Consider the following 26,849-nt stretch of genomic DNA (forward strand, 5'->3'; position numbering starts at 1 on the left):
GGTAGGTGTACGGATGTCGCTACGGATAGTCAGGACCCGGTCCGGCACCTAGCGTCGCGAACAAGCGCTGTCTCGTCACCCCCCACGATCCTCCGCACGCCGTCGGCCGCGACGTCCCTGCGCGGCGTGGTCCGCCGCCCCGCGTCCCCGGCGGCGGGCGGTACGGAAAGGAACGCGCATGAGGCGCAAAGCCTTGTTCGCGGCGGCCCTCGGCCTGGCCCTCGCGACATCCGTGACGCCCGCGACATCGGCCGCGGCGAAGCCCCCGCCCGGGGCCGCCGCCCGGCCCCTGTCCGCCGACCCGCTCACCCTCGCCACGCGGGCGGCGGACCAGGCGGCCGCCGGCCGGCTGGACCACCTGCGCACGGGTGCGGACGAGGTCTGGCACCGCACCAAGATCACCCCTGGTGCGGGCGGCCTCTACTACGCCGCCTACGAGCGCACCTACAAGGGCCTGCCCGTGATCGGCGGCGACGCGGTCGTGGTCGTGGACTCGGCCGGAGGCGTCCGCGAGACCATCGCGGCCTCCGGGCCCACCACCGGCGTGCCCACCACGCCCACCGTGTCCGCCGAGAAGGCCCTGGCCGCCGCCAGGACACGCCTGGACCGCGTGGACGACACCGCGTCCCCGCACCTGGTCGTGCTGAACCAGGGGTCCGGGGCGCGCCTGGCCTGGGAGGCGACGGTGGCGGGCATCGCCTCCGGCCGGCCCAGCGTCCAGCACGTGTACGTGGACGCCCGCACCGGCGAGATCGCCGGATCCCGGGACGAGGTCCACGCCGGCACCGGCACCGGCTACTACAACGGCCAGGTCGTCATCCAGACGTCCGGCTCCGGCGGCACGTACCGGATGGCCGACCCGCTCCGCCCGGGCGTGCAGTGCGGCGGACAGAACGGCACCGCCTACGCCGGGTCCGACGACGACTGGGGCGACGGGCAGGCCGCCAACCTGGAGACCGCCTGCGTGGACGCCCTGTACGGGATGCAGCGCATGTACGACATGCTGCGCGACTGGCTGGCCTTCAACGGCTTCGACGGCGCGGGCCACGGCTTCCCCGCACGGGTCGGTCTGAACGACCTGAACGCGTACTGGGCCGGCGCCTACGCCGCCTTCGGCCACAACGCGAGGAAGCAGCGCCAGCTCACCTCCATGGACATCGTGGCGCACGAGTACGGCCACGCGGTCTTCCACTTCACCCCCGGGAACACGGGCACGGGCTTGGAGGTCCCCGCCCTCAACGAGGGCACCGGCGACATCTTCGGCGCCCTGACCGAGCACTATGCCGCGAACGCCACCGACCCGCCGGACTACGTGGTGGGGGAAGGGGTCGACCTTGAGGGACGCGGCCCGATGGAGTACATGTACAACCCTTCGCTGACGGGCTACTACAACTGCTACTCCTCCTCGATCGACTGGACCAGGCCGCACCAGGCCGGCGGTCCGCTGAGCCACTGGTTCTACCTGCTCGCCGAAGGCTCCGACCCGGGCGGGGGCAAGCCCTCCAGCCCCCTCTGTTCCAGCACGCTCCCCAAGCTGACGGGGATCGGCGTCCAGAAGGCCGGCAAGATCTTCATGGGCGCGCTGCAGCGGAAGACCTCCACCTGGCGCTACTACGACGTCCGCAAGGTCTCCCTGATCGCGGCCGCCCAGCTCTACGGCGCCGGCAGCCCCGAATGCGCCGCCACCCGGAACGCGTGGACCGGGATCGGCGTCCCGGCCCAGTACGGCGAGCCCCAGTGCACCTACATACCGCCGGACTTCTCGATGGTGCCGCTCCCGGCCTCCGGGTACGTCCACCCTGGCGGCTCGGTCAGCCTCACCATCGCCACGCAGACCGTCACGGGCCCGCCGCAGACGGTCGCCCTGACCGCGTCCGGCCTGCCGAGCGGGATGACCGCGACGTTCACACCCACGTCCGTCGCCTCGGGCGGCTCCGCGTCGCTGACCATCGCCGCCTCGGGCGCCACGCCCGAGGGCGACCACCTCGTGGCGATCAAGGGTACGGGGCCCACCGCCACCCACACCGTGGCCTACGCCGTGGTGGTCTCGAGCGCCTTCGAAGAGCGGACGTTCCGCGACGACACCGACCACCCGATCCCCGACAACGCGACGATCTCCAGCTCGGTCACCTCGACCGCCACCGGAAACGCCGTCTCCCCGGTCCAAGTGATCGTCAGCATCGCCCATCCCTGCGCCGCGGACCTGGCGATCCGCCTGCGCGGACCGGACGGTCCGCCCTACACGCTGGTCGCCAGCGGCACCGCGTCCTGCACGCCGTTCGGCGTCCGCGCGTACCTGGTGCCGGTCACCCAGCAGGCGGCCGGCACCTGGACCTTGGAGGTCTCCGACGACTACCGCAAGGACACCGGCGTCCTGGAGAGCTGGAGCGTGACCGTCTGACGCGCGTGGCCGGCCCCGTCCCGCGACGGCTTCCGCCGACCTGATCACCACGCCGGGCCGCTTCGGCCAGGATGGGAGCATGCTGAAGAGGTTCCTGGCGCGGGCTTGGCGTGGCATGTCGGGGTCGGTGCAGTGGCGGGTGCTGTGGCTGCGGCACGCGAAGTTCATGGTCGGGGTGACCGGCGTCGTGCGGGACGGGGACGGCAGGGTGCTGCTGCTCAAGCACCGGTTCTGGCCCGAGGGACGGCAGTGGGGCCTGCCCAGCGGGTACGCGAACAAGGGCGAGACGTTCGAGGACACCTTCGCCCGCGAGGTGCGCGAGGAGACCGGCCTGGAGGTGCGGGTCCACGGGCTCAGGCATCTGAAGAGCGGTTTCCAGCTCCGGATGGAGGTGGCGTTCGAGGCCGAGCCGATCGGCGGCACGCTGCGGCTGAACGCCCTGGAGATCCTTGACGGAGGCTGGTTCCACCCCGGCGACCTCCCGGGCGAGCTCCAGCCGGAGCACCGCGCCCTGATCCACACCGGCCGCGTCGTCGCCGAGTGAGCCGACGCCGACGGCCCCGAGGACGAGAGGGCCACGGCCGCAGGCCCGCGTTCACGTTCGCCCTGCTCGGGCGACACCCCGTACGGCCCGGCCCAGGAGTCCGGGACGCCGTTCAGGTATGTGAACAGAATTCACCATATTGACCTGAATTGCCCAAAGAGGCTACTTTTCAGGTCAACCCGCGCGGTCACCCCCCACGCCCGCGTCCCGGAGCGTTCGACGGCGCCGCTCCGGCGGCCGGACCTTCCCCGAAGGGCCTCCGTCACCATGCCCACGCACCGAAGGGCGGCCGTCCTGACGGCCGTCTCCCTCGCCGCCACCGCACTCTTCGCCACGAACGCCGCGATCCGCGCCTCGGACGCGGCGGCCGTCCGATCCACCGGGACCGGACCGGCCTCCGCCGCCTCCTCGGCGGACGTCGTGAACCTGGCCTGCGGCAAGCCGATCACCGCCTCCGCCAACGCCGCCACCGCCGCCCGCGCCGTCGACTGCGACGCGACCACGGCGTGGCAGTCGGCGACGGTCAAGCCCGCCTGGCTCACGGTCGACCTCGGGGTCGCTCAGCGCGTCACCCGCATCGTGGTGAAGTGGGGCGGCGGGTACGGCACCTCCTACAAGTTCCGCAAGTCGGCCAACGGCTCAAGCTGGTCGACGTTCCAGGACGGCACCGGCCTCGACGGCGGCACCGACGAGGTCGCCGTGGACGTCTACAGCCGTTACCTGCAGCTCTACCTGAGCCAGTACGCGGGGACCAGCGGCTTCACGGTCAACGAGCTGGAACTGTACGGCCCGGCCGCGCCGACGCCCACCCCGACCCCGACCCGGACGCCCACGCCCACCCCGACCCCGACGGGCGCGGGCCGCACGGTGCGCGTCTCCACCCCGGCCGAGCTGAAGTCCGCCCTGGCCGGCGCACGGCCCGGCGACACGATCGCGATGGCCGACGGCGTCTACCACGACGAATTCGTGATCACGGCGTCCGGCACCGCCGGCGGGCGCATCACGCTCACCGGCTCACGAAACGCGATCATCGAGAACGACCTGACCGGCGGCGGAACCGGAGGCTGCCCGAGCGGGCACCTCGGCTACGGCCTGCACGTCAACGGGGCGAGCCACTGGAACCTGTCCGGCTTCACCGTGCGCGACTCCAAGAAGGGCATCGTCATGGACGGCGCCAGGAACACGGTGATCGACGGCGTGTACGTCCACCACATCCAGGACGAGGGCGTGCACTTCCGCAAGGGCAGCGCGGACGGCGTGATCAAGAATTCCACGGTGACCGACACCGGCCTGGTGCAGCCCGGCTACGGCGAGGGCGTCTACATCGGCTCGGCCAACGGCAACTGGGCGTGCTTCGGCGGGCCGGACGGCGTCGACCGCAGCGACAACGTCCAGGTGCTGGACAACACCATCGGCCCGAACGTCACCGCCGAGTCGGTCGACGTCAAGGAGGGAACGAGCGGCGGCGTGATCCGCGGCAACCGCTTCGACGGCGCCGGGCAGAAGAACGTCAACTCCGGGGACAGCTGGCTGGACGTCAAGGGCGACGGCTACCTCGTCGAGTCCAACACCGGCGTGAACCCCTACACCGAGGGCGCGCGCGTCCAGACCGTCTACTCCCCCTACGGCTGCGGCAACGTCTTCCGCTCCAACACCTTCACCCTGGGCACGGCGACCGGTTACGCGATCTTCGTGAACAACCAGCCCGCGTGCGTGTCCAGGAACGCCCCGAACGTCGTCCACGCCTCCAACTTCTCCACCGGAGGCAGGGGCCTGACCAACATCCCCCTCACCCCCTGACGGCCGCCGCCCGGCCGCGGGAACACGCGGCCGGGCACGCGGGTCCGGCGGGCCGGCTCAGGTCGACGGCGCGACGTCGGGGGCGCGTTCCAGGTCGCCGCTCTCCCCCGCGCGCAGGGCGCGGCGCCCGAAGTAGACGACGTAGGCGAGGAAGGCCGCCTCCGCCACGACGCCGATGCCGACGCGCGCCCAGGTCGGCAGCGAGGACGGCGTCACCAGCGCCTCGATCAGGCCGGACACCAGCAGCACCACGACCAGCCCGAGCGCGACGCTCACCACGGCCCGGCCCTGCTCGGCCAGCGCCTCGGCGCGCCTGCGCGGCCCGGGGTCGATGACGCTCCAGCCGAGGCGCATGCCGGCGGCCGCGGCGAGGAAGACGGCGGTGAGTTCGAGCAGGCCGTGCGGGGTGATGAGGCCGAAGAAGACGTCGAGCCGGTCGCGGGAGGCCATGAGCCCGGCGGAGACGCCGACGTTCGCGGCGTTCTGCCAGAGAATGTAGGGAATCGGGAGGCCGAGCAGGACGGACATGGCGATGACCTGCATGGACACCCAGGCGTTGTTGATCCACACCTGCCCGGCGAAGGCGGCCGCGGGATGCTCGGAGTAGTAGTCGGCGAAGTCGTGCTCGACGAGCTGCCGGATCTGCTCGGGCCCGGCGACGGCGGCCTGGACCTCGGGGTTGCGCGCCACCCACACGGCGAGGACCGCCGACACCGCGAGGAAGGCCACGGACGTGCCGAGCCACCACCAGCGGCCGCGGTAGGCCACCACCGGGAAGGACACGGTGAAGAACCGGGCGAACTCGCGCCAGGCGGGGGTGTGCGCCCCGGTCACCGCCGAGCGCGCCCGCGCGACCAGCGCCGACAGGCGGCCGACCAGCAGAGGGTCGGACCCGGACCTGACGATGGACAGATGGGTCGCCACCCGCTGGTAGAGGTCGACCAGCTCGTCCACCTCAGGGCCGGTCAGCGAGCCCCGGTGCCGCACCAGGGCCTCCAGGCGGTCCCACGTGGGCTTGTGCGCGGCGACGAAGGCATCGATGTCCACGCGAAAAGCCTATTGGCCCGGCGGATAGGGTGGGGGCGTGGCAGATGTCGTGACCGGCGAGGCCGTCGTCGTCGAGGTCCGGGTCGCGCAGCTTCCGAGCCGCGCGCTGGCGCTCATGATCGACATGGTGGTGCAGTTCGCGGGCGTCTTCGGCGTCGGCCTGCTGCTGAGCATGGTCACGTTCATCGCCGAGGAGGCTCTGGCCACCGCGTTCGGCATCCTGCTCGGCGCGCTGGTCGTCGTCGGCTACCCGGTGCTCTTCGAGACGCTCACCCGGGGCCGCAGCCTCGGCAAGCTGGCCCTCGGGCTGCGGGTCGTCAGCGACGACGGCGGGCCCGAGCGGTTCCGCCAGGCCCTGTTCCGCGGGCTCTCCGGGCTCGTCGAGTTCTGGCTGCTGTTCGGGGCCCCCGCGCTCATCTGCTCGCTGATCTCCGAGCGCGGCAAACGGCTGGGGGACGTCTTCTCGGGCACCATCGTGATCGCCGAGCGGGGGCCGCGCCAGGCCCCTCCGCCCGAGATGCCGCCCGCGCTGGCCGCGTGGGCGACGACGCTGGAGCTCTCGCGGCTGCCGGAGGGGCTGGCGACCACGGCGCGGCAGTATCTGTCGCGGTTCACCGAGCTGTCCCCGATGGTGCGGCACGAGATGGGCGCGCGGATCGTCGCCCGGTTCGCCGCGTTCGTCTCCCCGCCCCCGCCGCCGAACGCGCCGCCGTGGGCCTACCTCGCCGCCGTCCTGGCCGAGCGGCGCCGCCGCACGGAGGCCCGGCTGGCGCGCCAGATCCAGGGGTACTCCACCCGCCACGGCGCCGCGCCGGCCGTCCCGTACGCCACGGCGTTCCCGGCCGTGCCCCCGGCGCCCCCTCCGCTCACGCCGCCGACCGGAATTCCCGTCCCTTTCCCGCCGCCGGTCTTCGCCGCCTCACCTGCGCGGACGTCCGCGACGCCGGGTGGTTTCCAGCCCCCCGCATAGATTTTTCGCCAAGCCCGCGCATACATATGGCAATGCCGGGCAGAGGGACGTCCAGCGAGCCACTGGGGCATTGGTTCGCTACGTGGGAACGGGTATGGCCCGGCGCGCGAGGGAGAGGTCGCGCCGGCCATACCCACCCGCCCTTTCCCCGCACTCCCTGCTCAGCCGAGCCGCACCCGCGCGTCCAGCAGCGCGTACGCCAGGTCCACGAGCAGGTTGGCGACCACCACGGCGGAGGCCGTGATCAGCACGACTCCCATGATGACCGGCAGGTCGCTGCTGACGAACGCCTGGACGACCGCCTGCCCGACCCCGCCGAGCCCGAAGACCGACTCGGTGACCACCACACCCCCGATGAGCGTGCCGACGTCCACGCCGAGCTGCGACACGACCGGGGTCAGCGCCGAGCGCAGGCCGTGCCGGACGATCACCCGCCGTTCGGGGACGCCCTTGGCGCGGGCGGTGCGGATGTAGTCCTCGCCGAGGACGTCCAGCATGGAGCCCCGGGTGAGCCGCAGGTAGGTGGCGGCCTGCACGGTGGCGAGCGTGACCCACGGCAGGATCAGGTGGCGGGCCCACTCCGCCGGGTCCTCGGAGAAGGGGACGTAGGAGTCGGGCGGGAAGATCGGCGCCCCGGCCTTGGTGAGCTGGAAGAACAGCAGGTAGAGCAACAATAGGCCGATGACGAACGTCGGCATCGACACCCCGGCCAGGGCCAGGAACGTCATGAGCCTGTCGAGCGGCGATCTGGCCCGGGTGGCGCTCAGCACGCCGAGGCTGACGCCCGCGACGAACCACAGGACGGCGCCGCCGAGCACCAGCGACATCGTCGGCGGCAGGTCGCCTGCGACCAGCGTGCCCACCGACTCGCCGTTGAAGTACGACTTGCCGAGGTCGCCGCGCACCAGGCGGCCCATGTACTCGCCGTACTGCACGAGGATCGGCTGGTCGAGGCCGAGGTCGCGCCGGATCATCTCGACCTGCTCGGGCGTGGCCTGACGGCCCGCGAGCGTGCGCGCCGGGTCGCCGGGGGCCACGAAGAACATGAAGAACGTGCCGAGCGTGACCAGCCAGAGCACGACCAGGCCGAGCAGCACCCGGCGGATGAGAAAGCGCCGCAACATCGCCTCAGCCCTCCGTGGTGGTGGCGCGGGCGGCCCGGCGCCCGGCCTTCTTGCGGACGATGCCGCGGCGCCTGCTGAACAGCCGCTCGGTCCTGGGGTCGATCGCGTCGCGGATGCCGTCCCCGAGCAGGTTGAACGCGAGCGTGGTGAGCAGCAGGGCGCCCGCGGGGAAGGTCAGGTACCACCAGGCGACGCGGTAGAAGCCCTGCGCCTCGCTGAGCAGGTTGCCCCACGAGGGGGTGGGCGGGGTGATGCCGAGCCCAAGGTAGGACAGCGTGGACTCGAAGACGATGGCGGCCGGGATCAGCAGCGTGACCAGCACGATGACCGGGGCCAGCAGGTTCGGCAGGATGTCGATGAACATGATCCGCGTGTCGCTCGCGCCGAGCGACCGCGCGGCCTCGATGTACTCCCGCTCCTTGATCGACAGGGTCTGTCCCCGGACGATCCTGGCGATCGCCGCCCAGGAATAGAAGGCGATCACCCCGATCGTCGCGGTCAGCGACGGCCCGGCGATCGAGACGACCGCGATCGCGAAGATCAGGTACGGGAAGGACAGCACGACGTCCATGAGCCGCGACAGCAGCGTGTCGACCACGCCGCCGTAGAACCCGGCGAGCAGGCCCACCGCGACGCCGAGCGCCGCGGCGAGCACCGTGGACAGCACGCCCACCATCAGCGAGACCCGGGCGCCGTACAGGACGCGGACGAACAGGTCGCGGCCGAGGCGGTCGGTGCCGAACCAGAAGGTGCCGTTCGGCGGCACGGGCAGCCCCTGGTCGGTGATGCCGATGTCGCGGAACTGGTCGTCGGGGGCGTGGCCGCTCCACTGCGCGACGAGCGGCGCCGCCGCGGCGAGCACCAGCAGGACCACGACCACGACGGCCGAGGTCAGCGCGACCCGGTCGGTGCGGATGCGGGCCCAGGCCAGCGCCCACGGGCCGCGTCCCGCGATGGTCTTCCCTGGCACCGAGTCCGGGCGCATCTCGGTGAGCGTCACCGGGCCTCCCCTTCGCCGCCGCGCGGGCCGGGGCCGGGGGCGGGTCCTTCGAGCGGGAAATGGCAGGCGGTGAGGTGCGCGCCGCCCTCCAGCGGGGGTTGCGTGCTCGCGCACACCTCCTGGGCCCTCGGGCAGCGCGGGTGGAAGCGGCAGCCGGCCGGGGGGTTGATCGGCGAGGGCACGTCGCCGGTGAGGACGACGCGGGTGCGGCGGTCGGCGACGTCGGGGTCGGCCACGGCCGTCGCCGACAGCAGCGCGCCGGCGTACGGGTGGCGCGGCGCCTCGTACAGCTCGTCGGCCTCGGCCAGCTCCACGACCCTGCCGAGGTACATGACCGCGATCCTGTCGCTGACGTGCCGGACCACCGACAGGTCGTGCGCGATGAACAGGTAGGTCAGGCCGAAGTCGTCCTGGAGGTCCTTCAGCAGGTTGAGGATCTGCGCCTGGATCGACACGTCCAGCGCGGACACCGGCTCGTCGCAGATGATCAGCCGGGGGCGCAGCGCCAGGGCGCGGGCGACGCCGATGCGCTGGCGCTGGCCTCCGGAGAACTCCGCGGGGAAGCGGTTGTAGTGCTCGGGGTTCAGCCCGACCCGCTCCATCAGCTCGCCGACGGCGCGCCGCCGCTCGCGCGGGGTGCCGACGCCGTGGATGACCAGGGGGTCGGCGATGATCGAGCCGACGCGCCTGCGCGGGTTCAGCGAGCCGTACGGATCCTGGAAGATCACCTGGATGTCCTTGCGCACGGCCCGCATCTCCTTGCGGGAGAGGTCGGTGATGTCCCGGCCGTCGAAGACGACCCTGCCGGACGTCACCGGGTGCAGGCCGGCGACGCAGCGGGCCAGCGTCGACTTGCCGCAGCCGGTCTCCCCGACCAGGCCCAGCGTCTCGCCGGGCGCCAGCGTCAGGCTGACCCCGTCCACGGCGTGGACCTGGCCCACGGTGCGGCGGAGCACCGCGCCCTCGTTGATCGGGAAGTGCTTGACCAGCTCGTCCACTTCGAGAAGGTTCGGCGGGGTGGTGGGTTCAGGGACGTTCACTGGGACTCGCCTCCGCCGCGCGCAGCCGTGCCGCCTCGGCCTCCTGGTCGTGGCCGATGGCCTGGTGGGGCAGCCAGCAGGCCGAGGCGTGGTCGCCGTCGCCGGTGACCCGGGCGAGGGGCGGGCGCTCGGCCGCGCAGACCGGCATGGCGTACCGGCAGCGGGGGTGGAACGCGCACCCGGCCGGGACCGCGATCATGCTCGGCGGCTGCCCGGGGATCGGCCTGAGCCGGCCCTCGCGGGCGCCCGTGCTGCCGGGGATCGACTCCAGCAGGCCCTTGGTGTAGGGGTGGTGCGGCCGGTAGTAGAGCGTGCGCCGGTCGGCGCGCTCGACCGGGAGGCCGGCGTACATCACCATCACCTCGTCGGCGACGCCCGCGACCACGCCGAGGTCGTGGGTGATCAGCACCAGGGCGATGTCGAACTCGCGCTGGAGCCGGGTGATCAGCTCCAGGATCTGCGCCTGGACGGTCGCGTCCAGGGCGGTGGTGGGCTCGTCCGCGACGACGAGCTTGGGGTTGAGCGCGAGCGCCATCGCGATCATGGCGCGCTGGCGCATGCCGCCGGAGAACTGGTGCGGGTAGTCGTCCACCCGGCGCTCGGGCTTGGGGATGCCGACGAGCCCGAGCAGCTCGACCGCGCGGCGGCGGGCCTGCGCGCGGCCGACGCTCGCGTCGTGGACGTGGATCAGCTCGGCGATCTGCCAGCCGACCTTGTAGAGCGGGTGGAGGCTGGTCAGCGGGTCCTGGAAGATCACGCTGATCTCGGCGCCGCGGATCCGCCGCAGCCGCTCCTCGTCCAGCGCCAGCAGATCCACGCCCTCGAACAGCACGCTGCCCGAGATGTCGGCCTCCGGCAGCAGGCCGAGGATCGCCTGCGTGCTCACGGTCTTGCCGCTGCCGGACTCCCCGACGATCGCCAGCGTCCGTCCGGGGTCGACGCTGAACGACAGCCCGCGGACGGCCTGCACCAGGCCGTCCGCGGTCGGGAAACCGACCGTGAGATCTTTCACCTCTAGAAGGCTCATCCACCGGTCCTTCGTCCGTGGTCGTCGCTCACAGGTCCGTGCACCGCTCGCCGCCCCTCCTCGTCGCGGGGTGCGCGGCGGGAGGGGCGGGGTCACGCCCGGCCGGTCATGGGCTCGGCGGGTCCAGCCACAGGTTGGTGACGTCGTAGAACTGGAACGCCGTCAGGTAGAGGGCGTTCTTGACCCGCTTGGAGTGGTAGATCGGGTAGTTCTGGTTCTGGAAGGGCACGATGACGGCGTCGGCCATCACCTGCTGGTCCACCTGGTGCCACAGCCCGGCCGCCGCGGCCTGGTCGGGCGCGGTCAGCGCCTGCTTGATCAGGGCGTCGACCTTGGGGTTGCTGTAGCAGCCGTAGTTGCTGGTGCCCGAGGAGCAGTTGGTCTGGAACAGCGGCTGGATGATCGCCCGGCCGTTGTTGCCGTACCAGTCCGGGATCCAGCCCGGCGCCGAGATGTCCCACTTGCTCGCCTTAGCGTTGGACGGCGTTTGCAGGTAGGCGTAGAAGTCGCCCTGCCGGATCGGCGAGCCCTTGACCGTGATGCCGCACTTCTTCAGGTCGGCGGCGTAGGACTGGAACACCGCCGGGTGGTTGCCCGCGTTGCGGAAGGCGCCGGTCAGCGTCAGCCCGTTGGGATAGCCCGCCTCGGCCAGCAGCGTCTTGCACTTGGCCGGGTCGCCGTTGTCGCCGGGCGTCGGGTACGGGTCGTACTCCTGATAGCCGATGTTGCCGGGCGGGATGACGGTGTGCAGCGGCGTGTTGAGCTCCTTGCCCCCGTAGATCTTGTTGATGGCGGTCTTGCTGATGGCGTACTCGATGGCCTGGCGCACCTTGAGCTTGCCCATCGCGCCGTTCTCGTTCCCGCTCTGCAGGTTGAAGACGAGGTAGGGGTTGGTGACCGCGCCGGGGAAGATCTTGAAGTTGGGGTCGCCCGAGCTGGTGAGGCGGGGAAGCTGCGCGGTCGGGACCGGCAGGTCCCACGACAGGTCGGCGGTGCCGGCCTCCAGTTGCTGCTGCACGCCGTCCGGCTCGGTGACGCTCTCCTTGACCTCGATGGCGTCGACGTACTGGTGCCGGACCGGGTCCGTCTCCTGCTTCCAGGCCGGGTTGCGCTCCAGCCGGATCTCCTTGGTCGCCACGTACTTGGTGATCTTGTACGGGCCGTTGGAGATCACGTTCTGCCGGAACCGTGCGTCGTCAGGGGCGTACCTGTCGTACTCCTGCGGCGCCGCGGAGGAGAAGTTCAGGGCCAGGATGTTGAGGAAGTCGCTCGCCGGCTGGGTCAGCGTGAAGACGATGGTCAGGTCGTCCTTGGCCGTCACGCCCTCGATCTCGCGGGAGTTCTGGAAGTCCGCCAGCCCCTGCGGCGTCGGCTTGGCCGACGTGAACGCCTTGGCGTAGGCCGCGCAGTAGTCGGCCATCCCCTTGATCGTGCTGGTGTAGTAGCCCGGCGCGCCCGAGCCGGCCACGGGGTTGCAGATCCGCTTGAAGCCGCGGACGAAGTCCTGCGCGGTGACCTGCCGGGGCGGGGTCGTGTCCCACTGGACGCCCGGCCGCAGCTTGATGGTGTAGGTGAGCTGGTCGGCGCTGAGGCCCCCGTTGGCCGTCGTCGGGATCTCCGCGGCGACGTCCGGCATGATCTCCAGGGCCTTCTTGGCGTCGTTGGTGGCCGGCAGCGTGAAGAGCTGGCGGGCGTAGGCGCGCAGGATGCCGTTGGTGACCGTGTAGTAGGTGCTGGTGGGGTCGAGGTGGTCGACGTCACCACCTCCGACCAGGCGCAGCGTGCCGCCCGAGGTGGGCTTGCCCGCCTGCTCCGGCGTGGCCTGGCCGCTCGGGCCCGCGACGCCGCTGTCCGTCTGACACGCCGTGGCGAGCAACATCGCCGCGGCCATACCCGCGATGGTGAGATGGCGCCTGTTGGCCATCTTCCCTCCTCGTGCCGAGAATGGGTATCCGTGGTGGCCGGTCACCATGAAGGAACCCACTCCGGAGGGGTCGCTGTCGAGAGCGGTTACGCAACCGTTGGCGAGGCGCGATCCGCAAGTGATGCCGGTTCGGTGCGGAAACATCAGCGAATCGCGACATATACCGTCAATGCCGCGCTGTTCTGCGAAGACGCGCTCCGCGCGCCGAGGCGGGCGGCGCCGCGGGCGGCCTCAGGAGCCGAGCCGCCAGGAACGCAGGTAGTCCGTCTGCGCGGGCGTGAGGGCGTCGATGGCGATGCCGGCCGCGGCCAGCTTGAGCCGGGCTACCTCGGCGTCGATGTCCGCGGGCACGTCGTACACGCCCGGCGCGAGGCGGGCGCGCTCGGCGGCCAGCCAGGCGACGGCCAGCGCCTGCGCGGAGAACGACATGTCCATGACGGCCGCGGGATGCCCTTCGGCGGCCGTCAGGTTGACCAGGCGGCCCTCGGCGAGCAGCAGCAGGCGCCGCCCGCCGGGCAGGACGTACTCGTCGGTGTGCGGCCGCACCCCGCGGGTGACGTCCTCGGCCAGGCCCTCCAGGGCGCGGACGTCGATCTCGACGTCGAAGTGGCCGGCGTTGGCCAGGACGGCACCGTCGCGCATCTCGGCCAGGTGCTCGGCCCGGATGACGTCGCGGTTGCCGGTGACGGTGATGAACAGGTCGCCGGCGCGGGCCGCCAGCTCCATGGGCAGCACCTCGTACCCTTGCAGGCTGGCGTCCAGGGCCTTCACCGGGTCGATCTCGGTGACGATGACCCGCGCCCCCTGCCCCCTGGCCCGCTCGGCGACGCCGCGCCCGCAGAAGCCGAACCCGGCGACGACGACCGTGCGCCCGGCGATGAGCATGTTGGTGGCGCGCATGATGCCGTCCAGGGTGGACTGGCCGGTGCCGTACCTGTTGTCGAACATGCGCTTGGTGCGGGTGTCGTTGACCGCGACCACCGGGAAGCGCAGGGCCTGCTCCGCGGCCATCTGGCGCAGGCGGATGATGCCGGTGGTGGTCTCCTCGCAGCCGCCGCCGACCCCGTCCAGCAGGTCCAGGCGCTCGGTGTGCAGGGTGTTGACCAGGTCGCAGCCGTCGTCCAGCACCAGGTCCGGCGCGATGTCGAGCGCCTCGTTGATGTGCCGGTAGTAGGTGTCGCGGTCCACCCCCGCGCGGGCCCGCACGTCCACCTCGTAACCGCGCAGCGCCGCCGCCACGTCGTCCTGGGTGGACAGCGGGTTGGAGGCGGCGAGCGCGATCTCCGCGCCCCCGGCCCTGAGCGCCCCCATCAGCACGGCGGTCTCAGCCGTGACGTGCAGGCACGCCGCGATCCTCAGACCCTCCAGCGGGCGGGTCGCCGCGAACCGCTCCCCGACGGCGCGCAGCACGGGCATCGCGCGCATGGCCCACTCGATCCGGCGCTCCCCGGCCTCGGCGAGCTGCGCGTCGTCGGCTTCCACTGTCGTCGCGTCCTTCGGTAGTGCGGTGGTGCCCGATGTGGCGAAAGGTCCCCGCGCCAACCGGCGCGGGGACCTCGATGCCCGGCCTCGGCGGCCGGCGCCGCCGATCAGTAGCGGTAGTGGTCCGGCTTGTAGGGGCCCTCGACGTCGACGCCGATGTACTCGGCCTGCGCCTTGGTGAGCGTGGTCAGCTTGACGCCGAGCGCGTCCAGGTGCAGGCGGGCGACCTTCTCGTCCAGGTGCTTGGGCAGGACGTACACGCCGATCGGGTACTGCTCGGTCTTGGTGAACAGCTCGATCTGGGCGATCACCTGGTTGGTGAAGGAGTTGGACATCACGAAGCTGGGGTGGCCGGTGGCGCAGCCCAGGTTCATGAGGCGGCCCTCGGCGAGCACGATGATGGAGTGCCCGTCGGGGAAGGTCCAGGTGTGGACCTGCGGCTTGACCTCGGTCTTCACGATGCCGGGCAGCTTCGCCAGGCCGGCCATGTCGATCTCGTTGTCGAAGTGGCCGATGTTGGAGACGATCGCCTGGTGCTTCATCCGGCTCATGTGGTCGGCCGTGATGATGTCGAAGTTGCCGGTGGTGGTCACGAAGATGTCCGCGATGCCGACGACGTCGTCCAGGGTGGTGACCTGGAAGCCGTCCATGGCCGCCTGGAGGGCGCAGATCGGGTCGATCTCGGTGACGATCACGCGGGCGCCCTGGCCGCGCAGCGCGTCGGCGCAGCCCTTGCCCACGTCGCCGTAGCCGCAGACCACGGCCACCTTGCCGCCGATGAGGACGTCGGTGGCGCGGTTGAGGCCGTCGATGACGCTGTGGCGGCAGCCGTACTTGTTGTCGAACTTCGACTTGGTGACCGAGTCGTTGACGTTGATCGCCGGGAAGAGCAGCGTGCCGTTCTTGAACATCTCGTACAGGCGGTGGACGCCGGTGGTGGTCTCCTCGGTGACACCCTTGATGGCCTCGGCGACGCGGGTCCAGCGGCCCTCGGAGGTCACCGTGCGGCGGAGCAGGTCGAGGATGATCTTCCACTCCTCCGGGTCGTCCTCGGCGGCCGTCGGGACGGCGCCCGCCTTCTCGTACTCGGCGCCCTTGTGGACGAGCAGGGTGGCGTCGCCGCCGTCGTCGAGGATCATGTTGGGGCCGCCGCCGCCGGGCCAGCTCAGGGCCCGCTCGGTGCACCACCAGTACTCTTCCAGCGTCTCGCCCTTCCAGGCGAAGACCGGGACGCCCTTGGGGTCGTCCACGGTGCCGTCGGGGCCGACCACGACCGCGGCGGCCGCGTGATCCTGCGTGGAGAAGATGTTGCAGCTCACCCAGCGGACGTCGGCGCCGAGAGCCACCAGCGTCTCGATCAGGACGGCGGTCTGGATGGTCATGTGCAGCGAGCCCATGATCTTCGCGCCGGCCAGCGGGCGCGACGCGGCGTACTCGCGGCGGATCGCCATGAGGCCGGGCATCTCGTGCTCGGCGAGCTGGATCTCCCTGCGACCGAAGTCGGCGAGCGAAAGGTCCGCGACCTTGTAGTCCATCGTGTCTTCTCCTCAACCCGGATCATTCGTCTCTGCGAGTGTAAGAGCCCGTCAGGCCCCAATGCAGCCCCAGAACTGCGAACCTGACACAAGAATGTGAGAATCAGCTCTGTGCGTATCACTGAGGCGGCGAAACGACTGGGTATGTCTCCACGAATGCTGCGATACCGGGAGGCTCTCGGCCTTCTCCCCGCGACCCGCAGCAAGGGGGCTCATCGCCGGTACGGGCCCGACGAGCTCGCCGCCGTCACCCAGGCCATGGACCTGGAGCGGCGCTTCGACGTCTCCCCCGCGGAGCTGGCCTTCGGGCTGCGCGTGCTCAGCGAGCCCGCCGTCGCGCACGCCGTGCGCGAGCTGGGCCTGCGGATCGGGCGCATCCACGCGCCGCGCCGGGCCCTCGACTTCGAGAAGGAGAAGGCTCTGCGGCTGCTCCGCCAGGGACGGTGACCAGCATACCCGCCGGGCGGAAGGCGCCCGGCGGAAGCGTGCCCCGGAGTTCAGGAACGGTCGGCCTGCGCGGAGTCGGCGGGCGCCGGCTCCGCCTTGCCCGGCCGGTACAGATCGGGCTCCAGGTAGATGACCCGGGCGATCGGCACGGCGTCGCGGATGCGCCGCTCGGCCTCGTCGATGCCCTTGGCGACCTCGGCCGCGGTGTCGTCGTGCTCGACGGCGATCTTGGCCGCGACCAGCAGCTCCTCGGGGCCGAGGTGCAGCGTGCGCAGGTGGATCACCTTGGTCACGCGCTCGCTGGACTCCAGGGCCTCGCAGATCTGCCGCTCGGCCTCCGGCGTCGCGCTCTCGCCGATGAGCAGCGACTTGGTCTCGATCGCGAGGATCACCGCGATGACGGCCAGCAGGATGCCGATCATGAGCGTGCCGACGCCGTCCCACATGCCCTCGCCGGTGACCACGGCCATCGTGACGCCGAACAGCGCGAAGACCAGGCCCAGCAGCGCGCCCAGATCCTCAAGGAGGACCACCGGCAGCTCGGGGGCCTTGGCGCGGCGGATGAACCTGAACCAGGACTCCTCGCCCTTGACCTGGCGGGCCTCCTTGATCGCGGTGCGGAAGGAGAAGCCCTCCGCGACGATCGCGAAGATCAGGACGCCGAAGGCCCAGCCGGGCGACTCGACCGCGTGCGGGTTGGCGATCTTCTCGAAGCCCTCGTAGAGCGAGAACACCGCGCCGATCGTGAACAGCACGACCGCCACCACGAACGCGTAGAAGTAGCGCTCGCGGCCGTAGCCGAAGGGATGCTTGCGGTTCTCGCGCTTGCGCGCCCGCCTGCCGCCGAGCAGCAGCAGGGCCTGGTTGCCCGAGTCCGCCACCGAGTGAACCGACTCGGCGAGCATCGAGGATGAGCCTGTGAACAGGAACGCCACGAACTTCGCCGCCGCGATCGCCAGGTTGGCACCCAACGCCGCGATGATCGCCTTGGTACCGCCGCCCGCGCTCACCCTCTGTATCCACCCATCCGTCAGAACATACGATCGACCGACCGCCAAAGCGGTCACGGCAGATCTTATTGTGAAATTCTCGACTTAAGTTCCACGATGGCGCGCACCGAAGCCGGATCGATGCCGTACCCCAGTGCCAGGTACACACTCCCGTAATCGGCGAGACCGACCAGCGACGCCAGCCGCTCCAGCGGATGCGCCCCCTCGGCCGTCACCTCGCTGACCGCCACGCCCCGGTCACGCGCCAGCCCCGCCGACAGCACCCGCCGCTTGGCGACCTGCGGATGCTCGTCGAGGTCGCGCAGGAGGAACAGGCGCAGCGTCGTGGCGGAGGAGTCGGCGAAGACGTCCCGCTCGGCCAGCGGGCCCTCGAACGCCGCCACCTGGTCGTGGCCGGCCTCCGGAATCTCGCCCCAGATGGCCGGGTACTTGGCGTTCACGCCGAGCTGGGACGCCAGGCGGCGCGCGGCGGCGGCCGCCAGCGGCGAGGTGCCCCAGATCATCGGGATCGTGCCCGCCAGCTCCAGCGCCAGCGTCTTGCCCGGGTTGATGAACGACTCGCTCGACGGGCGGCAGCGGTGCGCGATGTCCTCCAGGCGCTTGGCCGCGGCCTCCACCGCGTCCTGGCCGATGTCGGCCAGCCCGAGCGCCGCGGCGACGCCCAGCAGCGGCATGGTCACGCCCCACAGGTTCGTGCGCGACCCGCTCACCGCGCCCGCCACCGGGACGACAGGCAGATGAAGGCCGGACGCCTGCTCGGCGATCGCCGCCAGCGGAGCGCGCGACGGGCCGACGGTCACCAGGCGGCAGCCGCGCCGCGCCGCCTCCAGGGCCAGCGTGCGGGTCTCCTCGGTGGTGCCCGAGGAGGACACCGCGACCACCAGGTCGGCCGCCCCCACCCAGCCGGGGAGCCGGTAGGACCGCACGGTCACGATGGGAATCGGGACGCCCGGGCCGCACACCGCCGCGAGCATGTCGCCCGCGACGGCCGAACCGCCCATGCCCGCCACGACCAGCGCCCGCGGGCGCCCGTCGGCCGACAGCCGCGCCACGCCCGCCTCCAGCGCGCCGCGATGGGACGTGCGCACCTGCGCGCCGGAGGTCGCCACGGCGGGCAGCATGCCCGACGGGTCGCCCTCGGTCAGGAACGCCGTGTCGTCCAGCCGCTCCGCCTCGAACGAGCTCACGCCTTGCGCGCCTCGTCGAGCAGCAGCACCGGGATGTCGTCGCGGACGGGGTAGATCAGCCCGCAGCTCTCCGAAGCACACGCCAGCTCGTCGCCCTCGGACAGGGGGGTGAGCGGCGACTTGCAGTTCGGGCAGGTCAGGATGTCGAGCAGCCAGTCTGCGATCTGCACGGTCAACTCCTCACGATGGCGAGGACCTCGTCGCGGACCGCCGCCATCAGCGTTTCGTCCGCCCCCTCGGCGTTCAGCCGGAGGAGCGGCTCTGTGTTGGACGGACGAAGATTGAACCACCAGCCGGGACCCGACACCGTGAGGCCGTCGAGATCGTCGGTGCTCGTGCCCGCACGGCCGGCGTAGGCGGCGCGGACCCGCGCCACGGCCGCCGCCTGGTCCGTCACGGTGCTGTTGATCTCGCCGGAGGCGGCGTAGCGGGAGTAGCTCGCCAGCATGTCGGACAAAGGGGCCTCGCGCTCGCCGAGCGCGGCGAGAAGGTGCAGCGCGGCCAGCATGCCCGAGTCGGCGAACCAGAAGTCCTTGAAGTAGTAGTGCGCGGAGTGCTCGCCGCCGAAGACGGCGCCCGTGCGGGCCATCTCGGCCTTGATGAACGAATGGCCGACGCGGGTGCGGACCGGGACGCCGCCGTGCTCGGCGACGATCTCGGGGACGGCCCGCGAGGTGATCAGGTTGTGGATGATCGTGGCGCCGGGGTGGCGGGCCAGCTCGCGCACCGCGACCAGCGCCGTGATCGCCGACGGCGAGACCGACTCGCCGCGCTCGTCGACCACCCAGCACCGGTCGGCGTCGCCGTCGAAGGCCAGGCCGACGTCCGCGCCCTTGTCCAGGACGGCCTTCTGCAGGTCGCGCAGATTGTCCGGCTCAAGGGGGTTGGCCGGGTGGTTGGGGAAATCGCCGTCGAGCTCGAAGTACAGCGGCGTGAGCTCGACAGGCAGCCCCTCGAAGACCGTGGGCACGGTGTGGCCCGCCATGCCGTTCCCGGCGTCCACCACCACCTTGAGCGGCCTGATCCCCGAAAGATCGACCAGCCCCCGCAGATGAGCGGCATACCCGTCCAGCAGATCCCGCCGAACCACCGCCCCCGCGCCGGAGCCCGCGCCCGGACCGCCCGGCCCTGAGGCGAGCAGTTCGGCGGCGCGGTCGCGGACCTGCGTCAGACCCGTCTCCGCGCTCATCGGGACGGCGCCCGCGCGGCACAGTTTCATCCCGTTGTAGTGCGCGGGGTTATGGCTGGCCGTAAACATCACCCCGGGTAACCCCAGGCTGCCGCTCGCGTAATAGAGCAGATCGGTCGAGCCGAGCCCCGTGTCGACCACCTCCGCGCCCCGGCCGGTGGCGCCCCGGGCGAACGCCTCGGCCAGCGGGCCGGACGACGGGCGCATGTCACGGGCGATGACGAGAGAACCGGCGCCGAGCACCTCGACGAAGGCCGCGCCGACCGCCTCGGCCGCGCGCTCGTCCAACTCCTCGGGCACGACGCCACGGACGTCGTACGCCTTGAAGATCTTGGCAAGATCGCCCACTGCCGCTCCGCCCCTAGTCACGTCTCATCGGGTCGAGCCTACTGTGTTCCACCGGGCCCGCCGACGAACCCGTGGCGCCTGTGGACAGCGGCCTCATCCGGCCACGGGCCTCGGTGAACGTTTGGGGAAACCATGCGAAGCGCGGAGCCACGCGTGGTAAAGACCGGACGCCGGCACCCCTCGGGACGGCCTCAGCGCTCGCGGTTCTGCTGGGCCGACCGCAGCACCCGCAGATGGCCCCTGCGACCGACCTCGACCCCCTGACCCACGGGCTCACCCGACGACGGCGCGGGCCTCGCGGCCTCGCGCACCGCGTTGGCCAGGGCCTCCAGATCGTCGGTGCTCGGCTGGCCCGCCTCCGACGGCAGCCGGACGACCTCCCACCCACGCGGGGCCGTCAGCCGCTCCGCGTGGTCCGCGCACAGGTCGTAGCAGTGTGGTTCGACGTACGTCGCCAGAGGGCCGAGAACCGCCGTGGAGTCGGCGTAGACGTACGTGAGTGTGAAGACGGCAGGCTGCCTGCAGGCGGTACGGGAACAGCTGCGGACGGGGCTCACGGAGGGACCGTATCCGGTCCGCGTTCACATTGCCACCACCCGGCACCTCTTAACGAGCGTGTCGCCACAATTCGGACACTTACCGAGCATTTACGGGCCCCGGGCACCCCCACGAACCCCCTTTGGTAGGCCCTATGGCCGTACCGATGGCCCCCCGCGTTCCGCGCCCGTCCCCGCGAACGCTCCCGGGCCGGAACGTCCCTCCCTCCCCCGCCCGCCCGGTTCGGGGCGCGGCGGTGTTCTGGAGCCGTCGGAGGGAAGGGTGAGGAACGATCCCTTCCCTCCGACGGCGGAAGAACGCCGCCTCAAAGGCGCCCCGAACCCGCCGAGCGAAGCGAGGCCATAGGCACGCCTGAAAGGCGCCCCGAACCCGCCGAGCGAAGCGAGGCCATAGGCACTGATCTAGTCTTGCTGTGTGAGTCCGGCCTCAGGCGGCATGCCCCGCCCTAACGGCCCGCGGCGGCGCGACCGGCACGGGCGCGGCATGCGTGGTCCGCTCGCTCCGCGGGAAGTGCCCATCTCGCGGACGCGCAGCGAGCGCTTCGACGATTTCGTGCTGGACGCGGTCGACCGTCTCAAGCCGAAGTGGGGCGGCCAGCTCTCCGCGGTCGAGTTCGCCGTCGAGGAGGTCCCGCCGTCGGACGAACTGCTCGACGGGCCCGTCCGGCTCTCCCCCGACCCGATTCCCTTCGGCCGCGCGCAACCCGCGGCGGGCGGCTCGCCGGCCGTCGTCGTGGTCTATCGCCGTCCCCTGGAGGCCAGGGCGCGCGACCGGGACACGCTGGGCGCGCTGGTGCACGACGTCGTGGTGGAGCAGGTGGCGAACCTGCTCGGCCTCTCCCCCGACACCGTGGATCCCGGCTACGACGACCGCCACTGAGCCCTGCCCTCCGTCCGACGGCGGCACGTCCCGACGCGAACCTCACGACCGGGCGTCAGGAACGCGAATCACAACAGGGCATCAGGAATGGCATCGCGTCACGACGCGGCCCGGCCCCGGATTTCTGCGACCGGGCCGGGCGGGGTGCTGTCACGGCACGACGACGGCCGTGGATTCGGCGATGGGGGGCACGAGGGCCGAGGTGCGCGCCTGGGCGAGTGGCTGGGTGGTCAGGTACAGGCCGTCGGGGGCCTTCTCGTCCAGCACCCGGCCGCCGTACACCGGTCCTGAGCCGGGCAGCGGCAGCACGATCAGGCTGAAGTCGCCTCGCCCCGCGGGGACGGCCGGCTTGACCTCCCTGGTGCGGGCGGCGGGGATGTCCACCTCGACGGGCGCGGGGGCGACGCCCTTGGCGGGCACGACCTGCACGCTCACCTTCCCCGCCGCGGCGGGGGCCGAGAGGATCAGCCGCGAGGACACCTTCTTGCCGGTCCGGTTGTCGGCGACCACGCTGCCGACGTCGATCGGCGGGGAGCCCGCGCTGAACGCCACGTCCTGCTTGGCGCCCGTGCCGGTGGCCATCAGCCCGGCCACGATCGGGACGTCCGCGGTGAGCACGAGCGCCGACGGCTGGCCGCCGATGCCGGTGGTCACGTCGAGCGAGGCCGTGGAGCCTGCGGGCACGTCGAGCGACTCGCGGTTCTTCATGGCGTAGAACCCGTCCGCGGTGAGCGCCTTGATCCGGACGACGGTGTCGCTCTCGCCGGGCGCGGTGACGAACAGCTCGCGCGGGCCGCCTCCGCCGGGGATGCCGGGGATGACGACGCTCGTGGCGGGGGCGGCCGAGACGGGCAGCCAGTCGGCGCCCTTGCCCGCGCCGAGCACGGCGCGGGCGGACGCCGCGACGCGCCCGCTGACGGTGCGCACCTCGACGGCCATCACCAGGGGCGAGGGCGCGAGGTCGCGCATGCGGATCGCGCGGTGCTCACCGGGCTTGAGCACCAGGCTGTTGCCGGAGTCGCCCACCACGGGGCCCTCGCCGGCGTACGCCATGATCGTGACGACGGCCTGGGCGGTGTCGGCGTTGGTCAGGTACAGCATGACGTCGGCGGCGGCGGGGCCTGGGCCGACGAACCAGGTGCTCGCGCCGGGCTCCGCGCACCGCACCGAGGCGAGCCCGCGTGCCGCGCCGTCCTTCTCGCGGCGGGTCTGCGCGGCCTCCAGCCCCGCGGCCATCGCCCCGGTGCCGTAGATCTCCACGGGGGCGGCCCTGACGGGCAGCTCACGCTGCCAGAGACGCCCCGGCTGGTCGAGCGTGACCTGCCCGGCCGGCTTCCCGCCGGACCCGGCCGGCTTCGCGCCGGACGTGCCCGCCGGAGCGCCTGACCCGCCCGCCGTGGCGCCGTCCTGCGCCACCGTGGCGGGCGAGACCTCCGTGACCGTGGCGACGCCCACGCCCTTGCCGCCGGGCGGCGTGATGGCGCTCACGCGCGTTCCCGCGGGGTCGGGGCAGACGGCGCTGACCGAGGCGACGGCGACCCTGCCAGGAGTCGCGGCGGGCGCGGCGACGGCGGCGGGCCGGGTGACGAACGCGACGCCGAACAGCGCGCCCAGGGCGACGATGACAAGCCCCAGGAACCCGAAGCGGTTCTCCACGAGCCCTCGGCCCAATCCCGCCGCTCCGGAGCCTCGGCCCTTTCTTGCCGCTCCCGAGCCCCCTCGGCGGCCTCCGGGCGTCTCAGCGGCACGTTTCTGCCGCGCCCCTCGCCCCTCGGCCCGCCGAGCCCCGGCCCGCCGAGTCCCACCCCGCCCACCGGAAGGGGAACCGGGTCCGGAGCCCGTCGTAGAGCCTGCCCCCGAGCCCGTTGCGGAGCTCGCCCCGGAGCCTGCCATCGGATCCGGTGGGGAGCCCGGTACGGGGCCTTCACCCGGCCACGACCCCATCCCGGACGCCGGTCCCGTCCCCGGGGTGGGGCCTGGTGTCCGGTGTGTCGCGGGGCGGAAAGCCTCCGGGAGTTCGGTGGGTTCTTCCTGCCACCCCGTCACCGGACCAGCACTCCCTCCGGTTCGCGTTCCACGGGCGCCTCGGCGTACTCCTCGGCGGGTTCGGCGCCGCGGGCGCCGGGCGCGGCGAAGACCAGCACCAGGGCGACGAGCGCGAGCTGCGCCCAGAGCCAGACCTCGTGCCAGAACGCCTCGTGGCGGATCGTCACGGCACCGCCCTCGGCGGGCGCCTCGAAGCCCTGCGCCCAGCCGTCCACGACCCGTCCCGCGAGCGTGGAGCCGCCCGCCGCGGCCGTCCACCCCTCGGCGGGCTCGGCCAGCACGAGCGCGCGCCCGGCGGGCCCCTTGGGCACGGTGGCCGTCAGCGCGCCGTCCGCCGTCTCGGTGAGGGCGACGGGCGTGCGCCCTCCGTCCGGGCCGAGCAGGTAGGCGCGCCCGAGCGGCCGGGTCATGCTCCACAGCCCGGCGTCGGACGACAGGTTGACCCGGGTCAGGGCGGGGTCGGAGTCGAGGGCCCGCTGGATCGCGGGATCGACGGGGCCGGGTACGGCGACGAAGCGGACGCCGTACGCGGCCAGGGTGAGCGCGTCGTCCCCGCCGCGTCCCGAGAGGACGCCCGCGACGACGTCGGTGAGGCGGGCGCGCATCGCGTCGGTCACGGGCAGGTCGGTCTCGCCGAGCAGCGGCGTGCGACCGCGCAGCAGGGTGAAGGCGACGCGCCCGCCGGGCTCCGCGCGGATGACCACGGTGCTCTCGGCGGCGCCGCCGGGCGCGGTGGTGGCGGCGGCGTAGTCGCTGACCACGCTCGGCACCCCGCGCCTGAGCGGCCCGCTCACGCCGTCCTTCACCCACAGCCCCGCGACCACCACGGGAGTGGCGGAGGCGACGAGCACGACGAGGACGGCGGCGGCGCGGCGCAGCCCGCCCGCGGAGCCGAACGCCATGACACGGTGGCCGGTGAGCGCGGCGGCGGCGATCAGGCCCGTGGCCGCGAAGGCCAGCGGCACCCCCGGCCAGGCGGGCACGCCGTCCACCGAGACGCGGGCGACGACGATGGCCACCAGCACCCCGAACAGCGCGACGCCCCAGCCCACCACCACGACGGTCTTGTGCCGCCGGAACAGCAGGGCGGCGAGCGCGGCGGCGATGAGCCCGCCGGTCGCCCACACCGGCGGCACTCCCGGGCCGCCCGGGTTGAGCAGCAGCAGGGCGTCGGCGGGAAGGCGCGGATCGGCCAGGCCGGGGACGTGCAGCCCCGCTTCGAGCAGGACGCGCCCGGGGTGGGTCACGATCTGCGCGAGCCAGGGGAACAGCAGGACGACGGGGACGGCCATCGCGATGCCGAGGGAGAGCCCGACGCCGCGCCGCACCCCGCCGAACGACACGGCGGCGAGCCCGGCCACGGCGGCGACGAGCACGTAGACGAGGGGCGCGAAGGCGGTGCCGACGGCGAGCAGCAGGCCGAGCGTCCAGGCGGCGCGGCGCGCGAGGCGGCGTTCCGCGGTGATGACGCGGGAGGCGAGCGCGGCGTAGGCGGGGAGCAGGACGAACACGACCGCGGTGCCGAGGCGTCCCGCGGCGACGGCTCCCGTGGCGACGGGCAGCAGCGCGTACGAGGCGGCCAGCCAGACCCGGGCCAGCGGGTGGGAGATCATGGAACGGGTGGCGACGTAGGCCGACACCCCGGCCAGAGGCACGCAGCCGAGCAGCAGCACCGACACCGCGAGCCAGGTCTTGCCGAGGAAGAGCGCCGACAGCCCGGCCATGACGGCGACGTACGGGGGCGGCCAGCCGTCCGAGCCGAGCCCGGCGGCGTGGTACCCGGAGGTGTAGAAGTGCCACAGGTCGGAGGCCCCGCCGGCGACGGGCACGAGCGCGCCGCCGCCGAGCAGCCCGCCGGTGAGCAGCGACCGCTCGGCGGCCAGCGTGACGGCCACGAGGGCGAGGCCGAGCAGCACGCCGGGGTTGCCGAAGACGCGTTGCAGCACCCCGGTGTCGGTGAGGAGCTCGTCCCCCTCCTCGCCCTTGGGCTCGGAGATCACGGCGTGGTGCCGTCCCGCCGAGTCCAGCGGGCCGGACCCGAACAGGAAGCCCTGCACCATGTCGGTGAGGCGTCTGAAAGCCATGCCGGGCGGGGTGAACAGCTTCTTCACCCGGAGGTAGCCCTGTTTCCTGCCCTGCTTCCTCGCCTTCCTGGCCTTCATGAGCCGGAGCGGCGAGGTGAGGAGGGAGAAGAGCGCGACGATCTCGTCCAGCGCGTTGGCCGGCTGTTTGGCGAGCAGCAGCAGGAGCGTGCGGAACAGGGACATCACGGTGTTGCGCAGCAGCGACCACACCAGGGACCTGAACGGCAGGTTCGCCATGATCACGAACATGGCGTTGCGGCGGTCCAGCCTGCGGGGATGGTCGGTGCTTGCGGTGATGCGGCGCCTGCGGCGGGCGGCGGCCTCGGCGTGCCAGGCGACGGCGTCGGTGACGTTGAGCACGTGGTGTCCGGCCGAGGTGGCCCGCCAGCACAGGTCGAGGTCGTCCCGGAACAGCGGGAGGCCGGGGTCGAGCCCGCCGAGCTTCTCCCACACGTCGCGGCGGATCAGCATGCCGGCCGTGGAGACCGACAGCACCTGCCTCACGCCGTCGTGCTGGCCCTGGTCGTACTCGCGGGCCTCCAGGCCGGTGTCGCGGCGGCCGGAGCGGTCGACCGTGACGCCCGCTTCGAGCAGGAGGCGGCGGTCGAGCCAGTCGCGCAGCTTGGGGCCGAGGATGACGGCCTTCTTGTCCTGGGAGGCGGCCCAGAGCAGAGCCTCCAGCGCGTGGCGGTCGGGCGCGCAGTCGTCGTGCAGCAGCCAGATCCACTCGTCGTCGCCCGCGCGCGGCAGGCGTTCCAGCACCTCGGCGACGGCCTCGCCGAACCCGGTCGAACGGGGAAGGGCGAGGACGCCGCTCTCGCCGAAGGCGTCGGTGAGAATGCGGCGGCTTCCGTCACGGCTGCCGTTGTCGACGCCGACCAGACGGTCCAGGGGGCGCGACTGCCGTAGCACCCCCTCCAAGGTCTCCTTGAGCCAGCGGGCGCCGTCATGGGCGACGACGATCGCGGTGACGGTGGCGCGCTGCGGGTGCACGGAGGTGGTGTCCTTGGAGGTTTCGTGTGGCTTGCGCCGATCACGATACGGCACCCCGGGCATGGCGGGTCCGCCACTCCGCGAAACCGGTCGGGCGATCCGCGACGTGGGCGGATGGCACGGTCCACCAGCGGAATCCGGGGAGCGGCGGGACGTCCGCGGCGCCGACGATCGGGCCCCCTCGCCGGCGGCCGGTCAGGGTTCCCTCGACCCG

Annotated in this window: 21 protein-coding genes; 6 read left to right on the forward strand and 15 right to left on the reverse strand. The window is 72.3% G+C overall.

What is annotated here, in order from left to right:
* Positions 1-178 precede the first annotated feature (178 nt).
* The 3 genes from BJ982_RS36760 to BJ982_RS36770 all read left to right on the forward strand — a co-directional run bounded on the left by BJ982_RS36760 (position 179) and on the right by BJ982_RS36770 (position 4,745).
* Entirely contained in the window at positions 179-2,401 is a 2,223-nt protein-coding gene (locus BJ982_RS36760) for a M4 family metallopeptidase (RefSeq protein WP_184887836.1), read from the forward strand.
* A gap of 79 nt (positions 2,402-2,480) precedes the next feature.
* The gene (locus BJ982_RS36765) at positions 2,481-2,945 is read left to right on the forward strand and encodes an NUDIX domain-containing protein (protein WP_239122695.1); all 465 of its coding nucleotides are present in this window, start codon (positions 2,481-2,483) and stop codon (positions 2,943-2,945) included.
* Positions 2,946-3,212: 267 nt separating this feature from the next.
* The gene (locus BJ982_RS36770; RefSeq protein ID WP_184887838.1) at positions 3,213-4,745 is read left to right on the forward strand and encodes a discoidin domain-containing protein; all 1,533 of its coding nucleotides are present in this window, start codon (positions 3,213-3,215) and stop codon (positions 4,743-4,745) included.
* Between the two features lie 57 nt (positions 4,746-4,802).
* Here BJ982_RS36770 and BJ982_RS36775 read toward each other — a convergent pair whose 3' ends face one another.
* Positions 4,803-5,792, reverse strand: coding sequence for a stage II sporulation protein M (locus tag BJ982_RS36775; RefSeq protein WP_184887840.1), 990 nt, complete (start codon positions 5,790-5,792; stop codon positions 4,803-4,805).
* A gap of 37 nt (positions 5,793-5,829) precedes the next feature.
* Here BJ982_RS36775 and BJ982_RS36780 point away from each other — a divergent pair, with 37 nt between their 5' ends.
* Positions 5,830-6,762 carry an RDD family protein gene (locus BJ982_RS36780; RefSeq protein ID WP_184887842.1) on the forward strand — a complete coding sequence of 311 codons (933 nt, stop codon included), beginning with the start codon at positions 5,830-5,832 and terminating at the stop codon, positions 6,760-6,762.
* Positions 6,763-6,923: 161 nt separating this feature from the next.
* On the opposite strand, the gene BJ982_RS36785 is transcribed toward BJ982_RS36780, so the two are convergent.
* The 7 genes from BJ982_RS36785 to ahcY form a co-directional block, all read right to left on the reverse strand.
* Positions 6,924-7,886, reverse strand: a complete 963-nt coding sequence (locus tag BJ982_RS36785) for an ABC transporter permease (RefSeq protein WP_239122694.1) — start codon at positions 7,884-7,886, stop codon at positions 6,924-6,926.
* A gap of 4 nt (positions 7,887-7,890) precedes the next feature.
* Positions 7,891-8,886 carry an ABC transporter permease gene (locus tag BJ982_RS36790; RefSeq protein WP_203958851.1) on the reverse strand — a complete coding sequence of 332 codons (996 nt, stop codon included), beginning with the start codon at positions 8,884-8,886 and terminating at the stop codon, positions 7,891-7,893.
* Complete coding sequence (locus BJ982_RS36795; RefSeq protein ID WP_184887844.1) at positions 8,883-9,926, reverse strand: ABC transporter ATP-binding protein; 1,044 nt, start codon at positions 9,924-9,926, stop codon at positions 8,883-8,885. The genes BJ982_RS36790 and BJ982_RS36795 overlap by 4 nt, the downstream gene beginning before the upstream one ends.
* Positions 9,913-10,953 (reverse strand): ABC transporter ATP-binding protein, encoded by a 1,041-nt coding sequence (locus tag BJ982_RS36800; RefSeq protein WP_184887846.1) that lies wholly within the window; start codon positions 10,951-10,953, stop codon positions 9,913-9,915. Before BJ982_RS36800 ends, BJ982_RS36795 begins: the two co-directional genes overlap by 14 nt.
* Before the next feature lie 106 nt (positions 10,954-11,059).
* Complete coding sequence (locus BJ982_RS36805) at positions 11,060-12,877, reverse strand: ABC transporter substrate-binding protein (RefSeq protein WP_221482436.1); 1,818 nt, start codon at positions 12,875-12,877, stop codon at positions 11,060-11,062.
* Positions 12,878-13,108: 231 nt separating this feature from the next.
* Complete coding sequence (locus BJ982_RS36810; RefSeq protein ID WP_184887848.1) at positions 13,109-14,359, reverse strand: adenosylhomocysteinase; 1,251 nt, start codon at positions 14,357-14,359, stop codon at positions 13,109-13,111.
* Positions 14,360-14,466: 107 nt separating this feature from the next.
* Positions 14,467-15,894 carry an adenosylhomocysteinase gene (gene ahcY, locus BJ982_RS36815; RefSeq protein ID WP_184887850.1) on the reverse strand — a complete coding sequence of 476 codons (1,428 nt, stop codon included), beginning with the start codon at positions 15,892-15,894 and terminating at the stop codon, positions 14,467-14,469.
* A gap of 156 nt (positions 15,895-16,050) precedes the next feature.
* On the opposite strand from ahcY, the gene BJ982_RS36820 reads away from it, so the two are divergent.
* Complete coding sequence (locus tag BJ982_RS36820; RefSeq protein ID WP_307784616.1) at positions 16,051-16,341, forward strand: MerR family transcriptional regulator; 291 nt, start codon at positions 16,051-16,053, stop codon at positions 16,339-16,341.
* 50 nt (positions 16,342-16,391) lie between these two features.
* Here BJ982_RS36820 and BJ982_RS36825 read toward each other — a convergent pair whose 3' ends face one another.
* The 5 genes from BJ982_RS36825 to BJ982_RS36845 form a co-directional block, all read right to left on the reverse strand.
* Positions 16,392-17,351: a cation diffusion facilitator family transporter gene (locus BJ982_RS36825; protein WP_184887854.1), complete on the reverse strand. Its 960-nt coding sequence runs from the start codon at positions 17,349-17,351 to the stop codon at positions 16,392-16,394.
* Between the two features lie 65 nt (positions 17,352-17,416).
* Complete coding sequence (locus tag BJ982_RS36830; protein WP_239122693.1) at positions 17,417-18,538, reverse strand: SIS domain-containing protein; 1,122 nt, start codon at positions 18,536-18,538, stop codon at positions 17,417-17,419.
* Positions 18,535-18,708: a Trm112 family protein gene (locus tag BJ982_RS36835; RefSeq protein WP_184887856.1), complete on the reverse strand. Its 174-nt coding sequence runs from the start codon at positions 18,706-18,708 to the stop codon at positions 18,535-18,537. The genes BJ982_RS36830 and BJ982_RS36835 overlap by 4 nt, the downstream gene beginning before the upstream one ends.
* Before the next feature lie 2 nt (positions 18,709-18,710).
* On the reverse strand, positions 18,711-20,075 hold the full coding sequence (locus tag BJ982_RS36840) for a phosphomannomutase/phosphoglucomutase (RefSeq protein WP_184887858.1): 1,365 nt from the start codon (positions 20,073-20,075) through the stop codon (positions 18,711-18,713).
* A 191-nt stretch (positions 20,076-20,266) separates the two neighbouring features.
* Complete coding sequence (locus tag BJ982_RS36845; RefSeq protein ID WP_114031452.1) at positions 20,267-20,632, reverse strand: DUF3499 domain-containing protein; 366 nt, start codon at positions 20,630-20,632, stop codon at positions 20,267-20,269.
* Between the two features lie 436 nt (positions 20,633-21,068).
* Between BJ982_RS36845 and BJ982_RS36850 the strand changes: the two genes are divergently transcribed.
* The gene (locus BJ982_RS36850) at positions 21,069-21,512 is read left to right on the forward strand and encodes a metallopeptidase family protein (protein WP_184889895.1); all 444 of its coding nucleotides are present in this window, start codon (positions 21,069-21,071) and stop codon (positions 21,510-21,512) included.
* Between the two features lie 150 nt (positions 21,513-21,662).
* On the opposite strand, the gene BJ982_RS36855 is transcribed toward BJ982_RS36850, so the two are convergent.
* Both BJ982_RS36855 and BJ982_RS36860 read right to left on the reverse strand, forming a co-directional pair.
* A complete protein-coding gene (locus tag BJ982_RS36855) occupies positions 21,663-23,168 on the reverse strand; it encodes a DUF5719 family protein (RefSeq protein WP_239122692.1) in 1,506 nt (501 codons plus the stop codon).
* Positions 23,169-23,554: 386 nt separating this feature from the next.
* Entirely contained in the window at positions 23,555-26,635 is a 3,081-nt protein-coding gene (locus BJ982_RS36860; RefSeq protein WP_239122691.1) for a glycosyltransferase family 2 protein, read from the reverse strand.
* Positions 26,636-26,849 lie beyond the last annotated feature (214 nt).

This window comes from Sphaerisporangium siamense (assembly GCF_014205275.1).
Taxonomy (GTDB): Bacteria; Actinomycetota; Actinomycetes; order Streptosporangiales; family Streptosporangiaceae; genus Sphaerisporangium; species Sphaerisporangium siamense.

Excerpts from the sequence above, each read along its gene's own strand:
- BJ982_RS36820 (WP_307784616.1), top strand. The coding sequence starts at position 16,051 with ATGCTGCGATACCGGGAGGCTCTCGGCCTTCTCCCCGCGACCCGCAGC.
- BJ982_RS36765 (WP_239122695.1), top strand. The coding sequence starts at position 2,481 with ATGCTGAAGAGGTTCCTGGCGCGGGCTTGGCGTGGCATGTCGGGGTCG.
- BJ982_RS36800 (WP_184887846.1), bottom strand. The coding sequence starts at position 10,953 with ATGAGCCTTCTAGAGGTGAAAGATCTCACGGTCGGTTTCCCGACCGCG.
- ahcY (WP_184887850.1), bottom strand. The coding sequence starts at position 15,894 with ATGGACTACAAGGTCGCGGACCTTTCGCTCGCCGACTTCGGTCGCAGG.
- BJ982_RS36760 (WP_184887836.1), top strand. The coding sequence starts at position 179 with ATGAGGCGCAAAGCCTTGTTCGCGGCGGCCCTCGGCCTGGCCCTCGCG.
- BJ982_RS36770 (WP_184887838.1), top strand. The coding sequence starts at position 3,213 with ATGCCCACGCACCGAAGGGCGGCCGTCCTGACGGCCGTCTCCCTCGCC.
- BJ982_RS36850 (WP_184889895.1), top strand. The coding sequence starts at position 21,069 with ATGCCCCGCCCTAACGGCCCGCGGCGGCGCGACCGGCACGGGCGCGGC.
- BJ982_RS36805 (WP_221482436.1), bottom strand. The coding sequence starts at position 12,877 with ATGGCCAACAGGCGCCATCTCACCATCGCGGGTATGGCCGCGGCGATG.
- BJ982_RS36785 (WP_239122694.1), bottom strand. The coding sequence starts at position 7,886 with ATGTTGCGGCGCTTTCTCATCCGCCGGGTGCTGCTCGGCCTGGTCGTG.